Source organism: Candidatus Amarobacter glycogenicus, assembly GCF_016704105.1.
GTDB classification, from domain to species: domain Bacteria; phylum Chloroflexota; class Dehalococcoidia; order Tepidiformales; family Tepidiformaceae; genus Amarobacter; species Amarobacter glycogenicus.
In genome coordinates, this window is record NZ_JADJAT010000020.1 from 390,665 (window position 1) to 404,101 (window position 13,437).

Sequence of the window (13,437 nt, forward strand, 5' to 3'; positions counted from 1 at the left end):
CGAAGCTGCCCGCGATGGGCACGCGAGCAGCCCGGCCCGGCCCTCGCGCAGACGCTACCGCTCGCTCTCCGCTGCCTCCACGATCCTCGCCAGTGCTTCAGTCATCCCCTGCGCCGCTTCAGGCGTGAGGTAATCGATGAAGTGCCGGTTGATGCCCCTGACGTGTACCGGCCCCGCTTCCCGCAGGCGCTTCTTCCCTTGCGGTGTCAGCATCACCCACCTCCCCCGCCGGTCATCGCCGTCCGGCGATCGGTTCACCAGCCCGGCCGCGTACATCCGGTCCACCAGCCGTGTCAGCCCGCTCTTGCTCAGGAGCACTGCCGCAGCCAGCTCCGTCATCCTCAATCGCCGCTCCGGAGCCTCCCGGAGGTGGAGCAACACGTCGTACCACGTCAGCGGGAGCTCCCGCTCGCGTTGCAGCTCGTCTTCGAGCAGGGCGGTTACCCGCGCATGGGCGGTCAGGAACGTCCGCCACGCCGCCATTCCCACGTCAGTTTCCAATTGCGCCCATCATCCGCCCATCCCCCACTCCCGGGCAATGGCGCTTCGCCCATCGCGCGAAATTGCGGTTTTACTGACACGATGCTGACGGACGCTTGCTTCGCGTCCCCAGGCAGGAGTAGATGCGGAAGAGCCCAAGTGGCAAGAGGAAAGGCGTGCTAAACGCGACCGCGGATCAGGCGAACACGGGAAGGTCTAATCCAGACTCCCCGATCAGTTGCTCCGCGCGGTGGGCAAAAGTAACGTCAGTGAGATCGATTCCGTCGCTGGCATCCAAGAACTCTAGCCCCACGACGGCGCCATCCGCTGAATAGTCGATGAGGCGAGCAACGTCGAGTTCCACCGTCCGAGCCACGGCTCCGCCGGGCGCAAGCCGAACGTAGAGCACGTCGGCCTCGGAGTCGTACTGAATACTGTCGCTTGGATTTGCCACAGGTCGCCCCTTACTCGTCTTTCCAGGCCACTGTCTTGATAAACGGCGGGTTGGAATCCCTCTTCACCCAGAGTTTCAAGACGCGCCCTTGGTAGTCGCCTTCGAGAATCTCGGCTAGAGATCCCTTCTTACTGGCTGGGCGTCGGATCGAGTAATGCTTCCAGCACCCATTCAACTGCCTCTTGCGAGACGTTGCGTTCCGCCATTCTGGCCCGTGCATATGGACGGATAACTGGCTTCTTGCCAATGACGTCCCCCTGCCCGGGTGTTGCCATGCGCGGGATGATACGCAAGTTGATCAACTCATGATGGTACGTAAAACGCACATCTGCTCTAAAGGTTATCCCGGATCTTGTAACGTTGCCGTGAAATCGCTCACCTTGGGCCGCGCAACTCACCCTTTGGCAGCCAATTCCGCCCACGTGATCGGCTTGCGGAAATGCGCGGGACGCTGTGCCGCCACACCCCGCCACGCCGCCATTCCCACATCAGTTTCCAATTGCGCCCATCATCCGCCTATCCCCCACTCCCGGGCAATGGCTCTTCGCCCACCGCGCGAAATTGCGGTTTTACTGACACGATGCTGACAGCAGTCCCGCGTCCGCACCTCCCCGCTGCCTGTCGCCAGGCCCGCCCATGCCCCCATACTCTCTTCCCCGCGCCTCTTCGCGCCCTGGAGCGTCCATGTCCGCCGTTGCCGCAAACGGTCTCGTCAAGCACTTCTCGCCCGATATCCGCGCCGTCGATGGCATCGACCTCGACATCCCCGAGGGACAGGTCTTCGGCTTCCTCGGCCAGAACGGCTCCGGGAAGACCACCACCGTCCGCATGCTCACCACCCTCCTGAGGCCGACCGCCGGCACCGCCCGCGTCGGCGGCATCGATGTCCTCGCCGACCCCGACCGCGTCCGCAAGCTCGTCGGCGTCGCCCTCCAGGAAGTCGGCCTGGATGACCTCCAGACCGGCCGCGAGCAACTCTCCCTCCAGTCCCGCCTCTTCGGCATCTCGTCTGGCGAGACCCGCCGCCGCGTCGACCACCTTCTTGAAATCGTCAGCCTCACCGATGCCGCCGACCGCCCCGTGAAGGGCTACTCCGGCGGCATGAAACGGCGACTGGACCTCGCCTGCGCCCTCGTCCATGAGCCCCGAATCATCTTTCTCGATGAACCAACCACCGGCCTCGACCCCGTCACGCGCGACCAGGTCTGGCGCTACGTCGAGGAGCTTAACCGCGACGGCGTCACCTTCTTCCTTACCACCCAGTACCTGGAGGAAGCCGACCGCCTCTGCCACGACATCGCCATCATGGATCGCGGCAGGATCGTCGCGAAGGGGTCGCCCGCCGAACTGAAGTCATCTATCGGCACCGACGCCATCACCGTCTTGTTCGCCAGCGACGATGACGCCCAACGGGCCGACTCTCGCATCCGCCAGCTCCCCGGGATCGACTCCACCGCACTCGCCGGGAGGGAGGTCGTCGCCTACCTCCGCAACGGAGCCTCGGCCGTCGCCGGCATCGTCCTCGCCCTCAACGATGCCGGGCTCACCGTCAGCGAACTCCGGCTCGCCCAGGCCACCCTCGACGATGTCTTCCTGCGCGCAACCGGCCACCACCTCGAAGTCGACAAGCGTGTCGAAGTGGCGGCCGTCGCCGGAGGTGCGGCGTGACCCGCTTCATCACCACCACCTGGCTCCTGATGGCCCGTGCCCTCCGCGAAGCGCGCCGACAGCCCGCGAACGACCTCGGAAACGCCTTCATCCCGCTCTTCTTCTACGCCGTCACCGTCGGCGCAGTTGGCGGAGTTGCGCGCGAAGCCTTCGGCGTCGATGACTACAAGGGCTTCCAGCTGCCCGTCGCCCTGCTCCAGGGCGCAGCCGGCATCGCCGGCGGCGCCGGCCTGGCACTCACCCAGGACATCCAGTCCGGCTACTTCGAAAAGCTCATGCTCACTTCGACTCCCCGCTTCGCCATCGTCCTCGGCCGCATGCTCGCCGATGCCGTCAAGGCATTTGGCCTCTCCATCCTGATTATCGCCATGGCCCTCGCCGTCGGTTCCGGGTTCGAAACAGGCCCCGTGGGGATGCTCGTCCTCCTCGTCGGGACCGCTGCCTTCGCCCTCGCCTACTCCGGCATCGGCGTCGCCATCGCCCTCAAGACTGGCAGCCCCCAGGCCGCCCAGGCGGGATTCCTCATCTTCTTCCCGCTGCTCTTCCTGGCGCCCACTTTCGCGCCGATCGAAGTCTTCGCCACCTGGCTCGAAGTGATCGCGCGGGCGAATCCGGTTACCTACCTGATCGAAGGCCAGCGCTCGCTCATCACTGCCGGATGGGAACCCGCCGCACTGGCGAAGGGTGCAGCCGCGATCGCGGGCATCGCGGCGCTCACCTTCACCCTCACGGGGCTGGCCCTTCGCGGCCGTTCCCGCTGAGTCAGGGCTCAGGGACGAATCGCTCGCCCGTGCCCCGGTAGCGAAACTGCCGCCCATCCGCGGTCGTCAGCGTCGCCAGCCAGCCGGGCACCATCGCCTGGCTGCACACTTCGCCCGCCTGCTGCAGCCCCAGGCAGCCATTCGGCCAGGTCTGTTCGGCGAACTCGACGCTGGAGATTGCCGCCGGGTCGACTCCTCGGCGTGCGGCCAGGTCTGCCCGGAGGGCGGCCCCCACCCCCGCCGGCGCAGGGCTCTCCCCGGTGCTCAACGGCGGTGGTGGTGTCGCTTCGCGAATCACCGCAGCGGAGCCGCGACCGTCCCCGGGCTCTGGTTCCGGCCCCGGGCCACACCCCGCCAGCGCGACCGCCACCGCCACGCTCAACCCAACGGCAAGCCATCGGCACACAACGCCCAGACGCCGCACCGGTGATCAAAGTTCCTCTTTCCTCTTTCCTCTTTCCTCTTTCCTCTTTCCTCTTCTCCCCCTACAGTTCGCACAAATGTTCGCTTCTCCGGCCCGCGCCCCCGCCCCGCGTGACCGGCTCCGCGCCGCCCTCAACCAGCCGTTGCGCGCCGAGCCCGCGCTGCGCCGCGAGAGCGTCACCGAGCTTCTCGACCTCTCAACCCTTGGTGGCCGCTGGTTCGAATCCGGCGACGGCCCTGGCTATGTCGTCGAAAGCGTCTACGAAGCGGGCCACTGTCATGGTCGCATCCCTCTCCACCGTGCCCTCGCGATCGATCCCGCGCGGCTCGCCGGCCAGGTCCGCGACCCCCGCCTCGGCGAAACAGAACCCCGCGACTTCCTCTATGTCGATACCGAGACCACCGGCCTCGGCGGGGCCGGGACGATGGTCTTCCTTGCCGGGGCCGCCCGCTTCGAAGGTGCCGCGCTTCACCTCCGCCAGTTCCTCCTTCCCGGCCCCCAGTACGAAAACGGCCTCCTCGGCGGCATCTCGCGTGAGCTCGCCGGCGCGCGCGCCCTGGTGAGTTACAACGGCAAGTCGTTCGATGTCCCCGCGCTCGAATCCCGCTACATCCTCTCGCGCCAGCGGCCCACCCTCCGCGCGCTCCCCCACCTGGACCTGCTCCATCCCAACCGGCGGCTCTTCAAAGGCGTCATCGAATCCCACCGCCTGCCCATGGTCGAACGCGAACTGCTCGGATTCGAACGTGAGGATGACTGTCCATCCGCAGAGGTCCCGGAGCGGTACTTCCGCTTCCAGCGCAGCGGCGACCCGACCCACATTCGCCCCGTGCTCCGCCACAACGCCTGGGACATCCTCTCGCTCGTCGCCCTCGCCGCCCATCTCGCCGCGGTCTGCGATGACGGCGCAAGTCATCCTCTCCAGGCGGCCCGCGCCGCCGAATATGCCGGAGAGCACGCCGCTGCGGCCCGCCACTACGAGACGGCTCTCTCGACCGTCCCTGGCCGTGCCGAACGCCTCGAGTCGCTCGAGCGCGCTGCCCGCTGCCACACCCGCACCGGCGAATGGGAAGCGGCCGCCGCTCACTGGCAGTCCCTCATCGATGAGCCCCGGGGCCGCCGTGTCCTCCCCTACGTCGAACTGGCCAAGCTGGCTGAGCACCGCCTCGGCGACCACCCGCGTGCCTACGTCCTCACCGATGAAGCCCTCACCCTCGCCCGGCGCGGGCTGGTCCGGCCCGGCCCGGACGGCGGCGAACTCTCGATCGAGGCTCTCGAACACCGCCTCGCCCGCCTCCGTGGCAAGCTCGAAAAGCATCGCTGAGGCCTTCGCCCGGTACAGCCCCCGCTTAGTCACCGCCGGCGACGGCACTACACGTTACCGTGTAGAATGCCATCACGATGGCGCGCAGGCGGCGAGAGGCATGGACGGCGGAGCGGATCGCGGCCCTGCGCTCGGAACTCGGCCTCACCCAGTCGGACATGGCCGATGAGCTGGGTGTCCGCCAGCAAACGGTCTCGGAGTGGGAGACGGGCCGCTACCTCCCCCGAGGCGCGAGCGCGAAGATGCTTTCGCTCCTGGCCGAACGGAAGAGCCCCTACGACGCCTCCGGCGGCGATGAAGAATGACGGCGGCTGCCCGCGCGGGCGCACCGGCGCCGGCCTCCGAGGCTGCCCTCGCGGGTCGTTGGGCCGCCGGGCTGGCCGGCCCCCTGCGCCTCGAGGACGGGCGGGTCTTGCGCGTGGTCTTTCCCGGGGTGCCGGGGCCGGGCCCGGGGCCGGATTTCCGGGGCGCCATCCTTGATGCCGGCGGAGACCTCCTCCGCGGCGATGTCGAGATCCACCTGCGCGCCAGCGGCTGGCGGGTGCACGGCCACGAAAAGGACCCTGCCTACGCCGGGGTCGTCCTCCATGCCGTCGCCGCCAACGACCTCACCGCGCCGCTGACACACCACCAGTCCGGGCGCCTGATCCCCGTCCTCGTGTTTCCCGCGCAGCCGCCGGGGTTCCCACCGCCATTCACGCCGCCCTGCGCCCTCGCCTGCCGCTCGGGTTACCTCCCCGGTGCCGCGCTGGACCGGCTCGGCCTGCGGCGCCTGCGGATCAAGGCCGCGCGGACTGCCCCGGCGGTCGCGGCCTTCGGCCCCGGTCAGGCGCTCTACGGGTTGCTCCTCGAGACCTTCGGCGGGACTGCCAACCGCGCTGCCTTCGCCGCCCTCGCCCGCGCTGTGCCGCTCGCGCACCTGCTGGAAGCCGTCGCCGGCGCCCAGTCTCGCCCGCTCGCCTTCACCGTCTGCCTGGAGGGCGGCGCGCCGGAGTTCGGGCTGATCCGGGCCGGGCTGCGGCCGATGGCCTCCCCCGCGCGCCGGCTGGAAGCGGCCGGCGCCCTGCTTGCGAAGTTGTGGCCCGAAGGCGCCGCCCCCGGATTCCCGCTGACCCTGGGCGTCGAGGCCACTCCCCGGTCGCTGCAGGTTCCCGGCGTGGGCCGGGCGCTCGCACTGGAATGTCTCGTGAACGCCGTCCTGCCTGTCGCCCTCGCCTCGGGTTCATGGCCGGAGGCAGGCTGCGAAGCGCTCCTCGTCCGGCTCGCCTCGCCCGGGACGTACGGCCGCCTGAGACGCCTCGAAGGCTGGCTGGCGGCTGGCTCGTCCCGGCCGTTCACCAGCGCCGCGCGGCTGCAGGGCGGGCTGCTCCTGCATGCCGACTACTGCAGCCGCGGCATGTGTGGCCGCTGTCCGGTCTCCCCGGCCTGAAACGGCCGCACCGCCCGCCCCGGGACCCAGGGGACAGGCGGCGCAAGGGGAGTTCGCTACTGTGCGCCCAGCGTCGTCCAGGTCACGGTGCCCGGGTTCAAGAGCGCGATGAAGTACCCGACCCCGCTCTGCAGCGTCGTAAAGTCGTTCGCTCCGGGCACCCCGTCCGAGCCGGGGAAGTAGGCCTTGAACGTCTGCGTCGCCGCGTCGAATCGCCAGATCGCGCCGATGAAGGCGAGGACGTTGTTCGTGTTCGGGTTGTCCGGGTTCTCCAGGCCTTTCAGCGCCGCCAGCGCCCCGATGTTGTTCTGCCCCGTCCACACGATCAGCGTGAACCGGAAGAACAGCGTGTAGGTCACCGTCGTCGCCGATGAAGTGTTGTTGAAGTTGTCCGCCGCCGTGTTCGCGCTTGTGCCCGATGGGGTAGACACCCGCACGTCCACCGTCCCGATCGGCGTGGCCGAAGGCACGCTCGCCGTGATCTGTGCGTCGCTATTTACGGTGAACGTCGCGGCGACCCCGCCGAACGTCACCAGCGTCGCCCCGGTCAGGCCCGAGCCGGCGATCGTCACGGTCGTCCCAATCGGCCCGCTCGCCGGCGAGAGCAGCGTGACCACGGGGACCGAAGCGCCCGTGTAGGTGAAGTCATCGGCGATCGTGTTGGGGCTCGTCCCGCCCGGTGTCGTCACGCTCACGTCGACGACGCCCGCGCTGTGCGCCGGCGCCACCGCCACCAGCATCTCCGAATCCACGAACGAATGGATCGCGACGATGCCGTCGAAGCGTACCACCGTGCCGCTGGCGGTGAAGCCGGTCCCGGTGATGGTCACCACCGTGGTCCCGTTTGCCAGGCCCGTGTCCGGGCTCAGGGAGGTGATCGTCGGTCCGCCCGTATAGGTGTAGTCGTTCGCCGTCCCCGTGGTGCTGTTGGAACCGGCAGGCGTGGTCACCACGACGTCCACGGTCCCGGCCACGTGAGCGGGGGTCACGCACGTAATCGTGTTCGCCGTCAGCACGATCAGCGAGGTGCAGGCGTAGCCGCCGAACGTCACCGAAGTCGCCCCCGTGAAGTTCACCCCGTAAATCGTCACCACCGTCCCGCCGAGGATCGTGCCTGATGCCGGCGTGATGTCGGTGATCGAAGGCAGCGGCGATTCGTTGTCCGTGATGTTGACCTGCGCCGTGGACGGCGAGCCCAGCACCGCCCCTCCCGAGGGGTTGCTCAGGACGACGTGGAAGTGTTCGGTCCCCTCCACGATCGCGTCGTCGATCGGCATGATCGTCCAGGTCTCGCTGCTGTCCCCGTTGACGAACGTCAGCAGGCCCGAATCAGCTACATAATCCACGTCGGCGCCGGCGGTGCTGCCGGAAGAACTCGTCGAGATGTCGACGGTCACCGTGCCCGAAGTCCCGCCGGTCCGCGTCACCACCACCGTGATCGCGCCGCCGCTCTCCGCGCCTGTGTAGGTCGTCGCCGAGAACTGGAGCGTGCCGGTCCCGTCGTCGTCAATGATGGTGACGGTAGCCGATGTCGGCGATGAGACATCCCCCGTCAGACTCAACCCGAACGTCTCGAGCCCCTCGGGGACGCCGTCGGGGAGGATCGCAACCTGGCAGTACTGCGTCGACGTGTCGCCGTCCGCCCAGTTCAGGGAGCTCGTGACGGGCGTCGCCGTGTAGTCCAGGCCCGGCGTCGCCGAGGCAAGGTCAACCGTCGAACACGTCGCAGAGCGAGTGCCGGCACTCCCGTTGATGCGCGTGACCGCGAACGATGCCGTTCCTCCGGTTTCATTCGCCGTGTACGTCGTGGACGAGAAATGCACCGTCCCCGGCCCGTCGTTGTCGGCGATCGTAACCGTAGATGCGGGGCCGACCGAACCGCCGTTCGAAGCATCGCTGAGGATCACGTTGAACGAGCGGGATGGCTCTTGGTCAGTTCGTTGGCGATCTGGTCGATGAATGTCCACGCAGTTTCGCGTCCGTCGGGTGAAGCTGAGCGTGGTAGGGGCGCTGTAGTCGTCGCCGCCGCCTGCGGCGCTTCCACCGCTGGTCGAGTACTGACCGGTGAACAGGGTGCCCGGATATCTCCCGACCGGTTGACCGTGACCGTTGAGCGCTCCCGGCGGCCTCGCCGACCGAAACTCGAACTTGACTAAACGAGTACGTCGGCGGCCCGTCGTCGTCGAGGATCGTCAAGGACGTGGAACGTCGGCGATCCCGGACAGTCGCCGCGCCGGAGCGAAGGTCGTGACTGAAATGTCTGGGAGCCCTCGGCGACAAGTCTCATGGTTCAAGGGACGATGGGAGTGACCTCGTCTCCAGCGCCGTAAACGGAACGTCACGGGATGGATGTCGAAGGAGTCCCCATGGTCGCCGAGCCGGGGTTAACCCGTTCGTCAGCCCCGCCGCTCGCAGCGCATCAGGTCTTGAGAACCACGATCCAGGAAAGCCCGCCGTCCCCTTCCGTCGAAGTGTAGTCGGCGCCCTCGGCGCCGTCCGCGTGCGAACTTGAAAGTGCAGCCGATGGCCTCAGCCGTCTGCACCCGGTACCCGATGGCCACCATCGCCGCCAGCAACGTCACCATCAGCAACGCCGCCAGTCGTCCCGGCTTCCGCCGGTTATCAGTCGTTATCCGCACCTTGACATCCTCCCCTGGGAACCACGACGACCGGACCGCCCGGTTTGTTCCCGGTGTGCTAGCGGAGCCACTCTACCCGTTTCGTCAAGGTTCTGGCCAGTAATTTATGTGGCATGAGAAACCCGGCCATCCTTCCCCCAGCCCCATGAGCGCGCCCCCGTCCGGCCATCGTCGCTCCGTCCGCCCAATCCTGGCTGTCCGAGACCGCCGCACTTCGCGGGCTGCCCGTCAGTCCGGCCAGAGGAGCGGCAGCAACCCCTCCAGCGCTTCGGCCACCCGCGGGCCCGGCGCACGCAGGTACAGGACCGTGTCCACTTCGAACACCCGCCCCGCCTTCACCGCTGCCGAGTTCGCCCAGGCCGGGTTCTGCAGTCACCTGGCTGGCCAGCCCTCCCTGTCCCGACGAAAGCGCCAGCACCACCTCCGGGTTGAGCCCGGCCGCCTGCGCCACATCGACTACGCCGAATCCGGCCACCGGCCCGCCCTCCGCTGCCGCGGCGAGTACGTTCACTCCGCCGAGGAGCCGCACCAGGTCGCCCAGGTAGCTCCCCGCACCGCCCGCGAAGATGTCGCGCCCGCCACCAGTCACGATGAGGACCTTCGGGGCCGGCTTCCCCGCCGCCTTCACCCGGGCCGCCGCGACAACCCGCTCCACGCGCCTGGATAGGGCCTCGCGGGCGGCCGCCGCCGCCTCATCCCTCCCGGTCGCCCCTCCGAGCGCCGTCAGGGCCGCCAGCACCTCCGTGTAGCTGTTCGCCTTCAGCACGAACACCGGGTACGTGAACCGGTCGAAGTCGCGTGTCCGCCCGGCATGAAAGGCCGCGTCTGCCAGCACCAGGTCCGGAGCCAGGGCTGCGATGGCGTTGAAGTCCGGCGAAATCGTCGGCCCCGTCGCCTTCGCTCCCGGCGCTGAGGCTTCGGGCGTATCCGTCGGTCGCCCCACAACCTGCAGTCCCAGGGCTACGGCAAAGTCCGCCGCCGCCGGGCTCAATGCCGCAACCGTCCGCACCGTCTCCCCCACCTGGATGCTCCGCCCCGTCATGTCGACCACGGTCCGCGCCCCGGCGGCGCGGCTGCCGCTGGCGCCGGCTGTCGGTGAAGGCCGCTCCGGCACCGGCTCCTCCGCCTGGCCGCACGCCGAAAGACCGGCGATCGCCGTTGCCAGGAGGAGCAGGCCCGCGGCCCGTCTCATGCGAGCGGCTCGAGCCGGGCTTCGATCCCGATGGAAAGCAGATAAACGCCCGCGGCGCCCTGGCGGCCTCGCGGCGCCCGCAGCAACTCCCGCAGGTCGTTCGGCGTGTCCAGGTCCAGCCGCAGCTCGCGGTTGGTGTTCATCACCACCGCCATCCCCGCCGCCTTCGCCGCATCCCGGTGCAGGGCGAACGACCCCGGCCCGTAGGACAGCGGGAACCGTCCCGGCGGCCGCAGGAGCATCGCGTTGGTCCCGCCGTCCAGGCTTTCCACGAGCACCGCCGTGTTCGCCGATCCCTCGTCGACCAGCGTCTCCAGCGCTTCCGCGCTTGCAAGTGGCAGGTCCGCGTGGAGCACCAGGAGCGCTTCCCGTGCCGTCCCGTCCGCCACCAGCGCCGCGACCGCGGCCTCCAGCTGTGCGTTTAACCCCTGTCTCTGCGGGTCTTCATCCAGCACCCGCGCCCGCCCCCGCACGCGCAGGGCCACCTCGCCGTCCGGTGTCAGGACGATGGCGCCCGGTCCGGCCGCGTGCAACACCGACTCCAGCGTGATCAACGCGAGCGTCTTCCGTTCCTCGGGCGTAAGCAGCCCGGCCAGCCGGCCCTTCGCCTTGCTCAGCCGGTTCACCGGGATGAGTACCGGGACCCGGTTCACCGGGCGCCTCGCGCCGCCGCCACAACCTCGCGCGCCAGCTCCGCTTTGCGCTCCATGCTCGTCATCATCGTGTCCGTCACCAGCGTCCGCATGCCCAACGCCTCAACTTTCGGCGCCAGGTCCCGGTCCTGCTGGTCCAGCACGAACAGGTCGACCAGCCCGTCATAGATCTTCGCCACGCCGAGCGCCGAGACCTCGTAACCCAGCGTCGTCATCATCTTCGCCGCCGGCCCCTTTACCACCTGCCCCGCGATGATCGGGCTGATTGCCACGCGCACCGCCTTCGTCGTCTCGAGGGCCGCGCGCACCCCCGGGACTCCCAGGATCGGGCCGATGCTGACGAACGGGTTGCTCGGCGCGAGGATGACCATCTCGGCGTCCGCCAGCGACTCGATAACCCCCGGCCCCGGCTTCGCTGCTTCGATGCCCGCGAACCGGATCGAGCGGACATCCAGCTCCGTCCGGAGCTTCACCATGTACTCCTGGAAGGCGAGCTCTCCATCCGGGCCGGTGATCATCGTCTGCACCGGTTCGTTCGTCATCGGCAGCACCGTGCAGGTCAGCCCCCAGTCCCGCGCCAGTCCGGCAACCACCTCGTGCATCGGCACACCTGTCCGCAACAACCGTGTCCGGTGGATAGCCATCGCCAGGTCCCGGTCGCCGAGGTTGAACCAGCGCTCGTAGCCGAACCGCTGCAACTGGTCGACAACCGCGAACGTGTCCCCCGTGAGCCCCCATCCCGTCTCCGGGTTCACCGCCCCGGCGAGCGCGTAGAGGACGATGTCCGTATCCGGCGAGATGTGCAGCCCGAACATCTCCACGTCGTCGCCCGTGTTCGAAATCACGCTGATCGCGGCGGGGTCGACGACCTGCTGGAGTCCCTGGAGGAAGCGGGATGCGCCAACCCCTCCGGCCAGAACCGTTATCACCGCCCGATCCTACCCGGCTTCCCGGGTGCGTGCGCGGCCGAAGGACACCTCACGGCACGGCGGGCGAAGCCGCCCGGTTCGGCGGGAGCGCGTCCTCGCCAGGGGCGGCCACGGCAGCCTCGGGCTCGACTACCGGGTCCACACCGCGCGTGCCCGCCCCAAGCTCGAGCGAGACCACGATCGCCAGGATCAGGTACAGGAATGGCTCCTCCAGCAGCCGCCCTTCGGACTGGCTCTGGAACAGGATCTCGATCATCGCGGCGGCGCACCACACCGCCATCAGCCGTGAATAGCGCCCCGTCGACAGCCGGTAGGCCGACTTGCACGCCACCACGATCCGCGCCACGAACAGCCCGATGATCGAAACGCCCACGATCCCGAGCTCCGCCAGCACGCTGATCAGCGATGTATGCGAAAGGGTCGTCTGTGCCCACCACGGGAGTGTCCACAGGTAGCTCGTGACCAGCGTGTGCTGGTAGTTTCCCGAGCCGACCCCGAAGAGTGGGTTGTCCTTCCACATCTCCCAGCCGCCCTTGATCAGGAATTCGCGCTGGCCGACGAGCTCCACTCCCGCGCCGAGCGACTTCACTCGCTCCGCGTTGGTGCCGCCCTGCATGAATAGGAGGATCAGGACGAATCCCAGCCCACCGAAGGCCACGGACGTCAACCGCAACTTCGTGTACGGGCGGATCGGCGCCATCACCACGACGAGGAACGAAGCCAGCAACATCCCCAGCCACCCCGACCGCGAAGCAGTCACCACGATCGCAAGCGTCGAAACGGCCAGCATCGGCGCGGCCAGGTGCACCGTCAGCCGTCGCGGCCCCGTCACCAGGATCATCCCCGCCGCCAGCGCCATCGAGATCGCCAGGAATCGCGCCAGGTTGTTCGGGTCCGCGAAGAACGCGTTCGAACGGTAGCTGTAGTCGTCCGACTGGATCAGGATCGCCCGCCACTGGAACACCCCGATGACGCGCTGGGCGATCGCCACCACCGAGAGGACTGAAGCGGCCACCAGGAACGCGATCACGATCCGTTCCAGGTCCTGCCGGTCCTCGATTAACGAAGGCGCGACGAATACGAATGCCACGTACATCGGCATGATCATCACCGCGTTCGTCAGTCCCGAGTCAGACCACGCGACCCCGATGACCACCACCAGTAGCAATGCGGTCAGCGGCAGCACGATGGCGGAATCCGGGAACAGCGCCCGCGGGTTGTGCCGCGCGCGGACCGCCGCGACTACAATCGTGGCGATCATCGCGGCCTTCCCCGGGTTCAGGAGGGTGCGGATGATCCCGCCCGTCCCGCTCTCGCCCAGCGTGTCCAGTGCCTGCGTCGATGCGTACTCGAACGGCAACCCCAGGACAACGCACGGGATGAGGAGTTTCGGTTCCCTTCAGGATGACAACAGCGACCAGGAGCGCGAGCTGTACGAAGACGATGACGCCGAACTCGATCACCGGCTCCCTCTCGTGACGTGT

Annotated in this window: 15 protein-coding genes; 5 read left to right on the plus strand and 10 right to left on the minus strand. The window is 68.3% G+C overall.

Annotation, left to right across the window (positions count from 1 at the left end; genetic code table 11):
- Positions 1 to 54: 54 nt before the first annotated feature.
- The 3 genes from IPG14_RS16285 to IPG14_RS16295 all read right to left on the minus strand — a co-directional run bounded on the left by IPG14_RS16285 (position 55) and on the right by IPG14_RS16295 (position 1,236).
- A complete protein-coding gene (locus IPG14_RS16285) occupies positions 55 to 501 on the minus strand; it encodes a MarR family transcriptional regulator (RefSeq protein ID WP_343392523.1) in 447 nt (148 codons plus the stop codon).
- 175 nt (positions 502 to 676) lie between these two features.
- Positions 677 to 934, minus strand: coding sequence for a DUF2283 domain-containing protein (locus IPG14_RS16290; RefSeq protein WP_343387005.1), 258 nt, complete (start codon positions 932 to 934; stop codon positions 677 to 679).
- Between the two features lie 128 nt (positions 935 to 1,062).
- Entirely contained in the window at positions 1,063 to 1,236 is a 174-nt protein-coding gene (locus tag IPG14_RS16295) for a hypothetical protein (protein ID WP_343387004.1), read from the minus strand.
- Positions 1,237 to 1,618: 382 nt separating this feature from the next.
- Here IPG14_RS16295 and IPG14_RS16300 point away from each other — a divergent pair, with 382 nt between their 5' ends.
- The gene (locus IPG14_RS16300) at positions 1,619 to 2,602 is read left to right on the plus strand and encodes an ATP-binding cassette domain-containing protein (protein WP_343392524.1); all 984 of its coding nucleotides are present in this window, start codon (positions 1,619 to 1,621) and stop codon (positions 2,600 to 2,602) included.
- Positions 2,599 to 3,363, plus strand: coding sequence for an ABC transporter permease (locus tag IPG14_RS16305; RefSeq protein WP_343389301.1), 765 nt, complete (start codon positions 2,599 to 2,601; stop codon positions 3,361 to 3,363). The genes IPG14_RS16300 and IPG14_RS16305 overlap by 4 nt, the downstream gene beginning before the upstream one ends.
- A 1-nt stretch (position 3,364) precedes the next feature.
- On the opposite strand, the gene IPG14_RS16310 is transcribed toward IPG14_RS16305, so the two are convergent.
- Entirely contained in the window at positions 3,365 to 3,739 is a 375-nt protein-coding gene (locus IPG14_RS16310; RefSeq protein ID WP_343392525.1) for a hypothetical protein, read from the minus strand.
- A gap of 124 nt (positions 3,740 to 3,863) precedes the next feature.
- Here IPG14_RS16310 and IPG14_RS16315 point away from each other — a divergent pair, with 124 nt between their 5' ends.
- From IPG14_RS16315 to IPG14_RS16325, 3 genes are all read left to right on the plus strand, one after another.
- Positions 3,864 to 5,111, plus strand: a complete 1,248-nt coding sequence (locus IPG14_RS16315; RefSeq protein WP_343392526.1) for a ribonuclease H-like domain-containing protein — start codon at positions 3,864 to 3,866, stop codon at positions 5,109 to 5,111.
- A gap of 77 nt (positions 5,112 to 5,188) precedes the next feature.
- Positions 5,189 to 5,416, plus strand: coding sequence for a helix-turn-helix domain-containing protein (locus tag IPG14_RS16320; RefSeq protein ID WP_343386999.1), 228 nt, complete (start codon positions 5,189 to 5,191; stop codon positions 5,414 to 5,416).
- Positions 5,413 to 6,540 carry a DUF2851 family protein gene (locus IPG14_RS16325; RefSeq protein WP_343392527.1) on the plus strand — a complete coding sequence of 376 codons (1,128 nt, stop codon included), beginning with the start codon at positions 5,413 to 5,415 and terminating at the stop codon, positions 6,538 to 6,540. The genes IPG14_RS16320 and IPG14_RS16325 overlap by 4 nt, the downstream gene beginning before the upstream one ends.
- A 56-nt stretch (positions 6,541 to 6,596) precedes the next feature.
- On the opposite strand, the gene IPG14_RS16330 is transcribed toward IPG14_RS16325, so the two are convergent.
- The 6 genes from IPG14_RS16330 to IPG14_RS16355 form a co-directional block, all read right to left on the minus strand.
- A complete protein-coding gene (locus tag IPG14_RS16330) occupies positions 6,597 to 8,447 on the minus strand; it encodes an IPT/TIG domain-containing protein (protein WP_343392528.1) in 1,851 nt (616 codons plus the stop codon).
- A 489-nt stretch (positions 8,448 to 8,936) separates the two neighbouring features.
- On the minus strand, positions 8,937 to 9,179 hold the full coding sequence (locus tag IPG14_RS16335) for a hypothetical protein (protein ID WP_343392529.1): 243 nt from the start codon (positions 9,177 to 9,179) through the stop codon (positions 8,937 to 8,939).
- 58 nt (positions 9,180 to 9,237) lie between these two features.
- Positions 9,238 to 10,371, minus strand: a complete 1,134-nt coding sequence (locus IPG14_RS16340) for an ABC transporter substrate-binding protein (protein ID WP_343392530.1) — start codon at positions 10,369 to 10,371, stop codon at positions 9,238 to 9,240.
- Positions 10,368 to 11,024 (minus strand): 2-phospho-L-lactate guanylyltransferase, encoded by a 657-nt coding sequence (gene cofC / locus IPG14_RS16345; protein ID WP_343392531.1) that lies wholly within the window; start codon positions 11,022 to 11,024, stop codon positions 10,368 to 10,370. Before cofC ends, IPG14_RS16340 begins: the two co-directional genes overlap by 4 nt.
- Positions 11,021 to 11,953, minus strand: coding sequence for a 2-phospho-L-lactate transferase (gene cofD, locus IPG14_RS16350; RefSeq protein ID WP_343392532.1), 933 nt, complete (start codon positions 11,951 to 11,953; stop codon positions 11,021 to 11,023). Before cofD ends, cofC begins: the two co-directional genes overlap by 4 nt.
- Before the next feature lie 49 nt (positions 11,954 to 12,002).
- Positions 12,003 to 13,313: an O-antigen ligase family protein gene (locus tag IPG14_RS16355; RefSeq protein ID WP_343392533.1), complete on the minus strand. Its 1,311-nt coding sequence runs from the start codon at positions 13,311 to 13,313 to the stop codon at positions 12,003 to 12,005.
- Positions 13,314 to 13,437 lie beyond the last annotated feature (124 nt).

Coding starts and splice junctions, on each gene's coding strand:
- IPG14_RS16320 (WP_343386999.1), top strand. CDS start 5,189: ATGGCGCGCAGGCGGCGAGAGGCATGGACGGCGGAGCGGATCGCGGCC.
- IPG14_RS16325 (WP_343392527.1), top strand. CDS start 5,413: ATGACGGCGGCTGCCCGCGCGGGCGCACCGGCGCCGGCCTCCGAGGCT.
- IPG14_RS16300 (WP_343392524.1), top strand. CDS start 1,619: ATGTCCGCCGTTGCCGCAAACGGTCTCGTCAAGCACTTCTCGCCCGAT.
- IPG14_RS16340 (WP_343392530.1), bottom strand. CDS start 10,371: ATGAGACGGGCCGCGGGCCTGCTCCTCCTGGCAACGGCGATCGCCGGT.
- IPG14_RS16315 (WP_343392526.1), top strand. CDS start 3,864: ATGTTCGCTTCTCCGGCCCGCGCCCCCGCCCCGCGTGACCGGCTCCGC.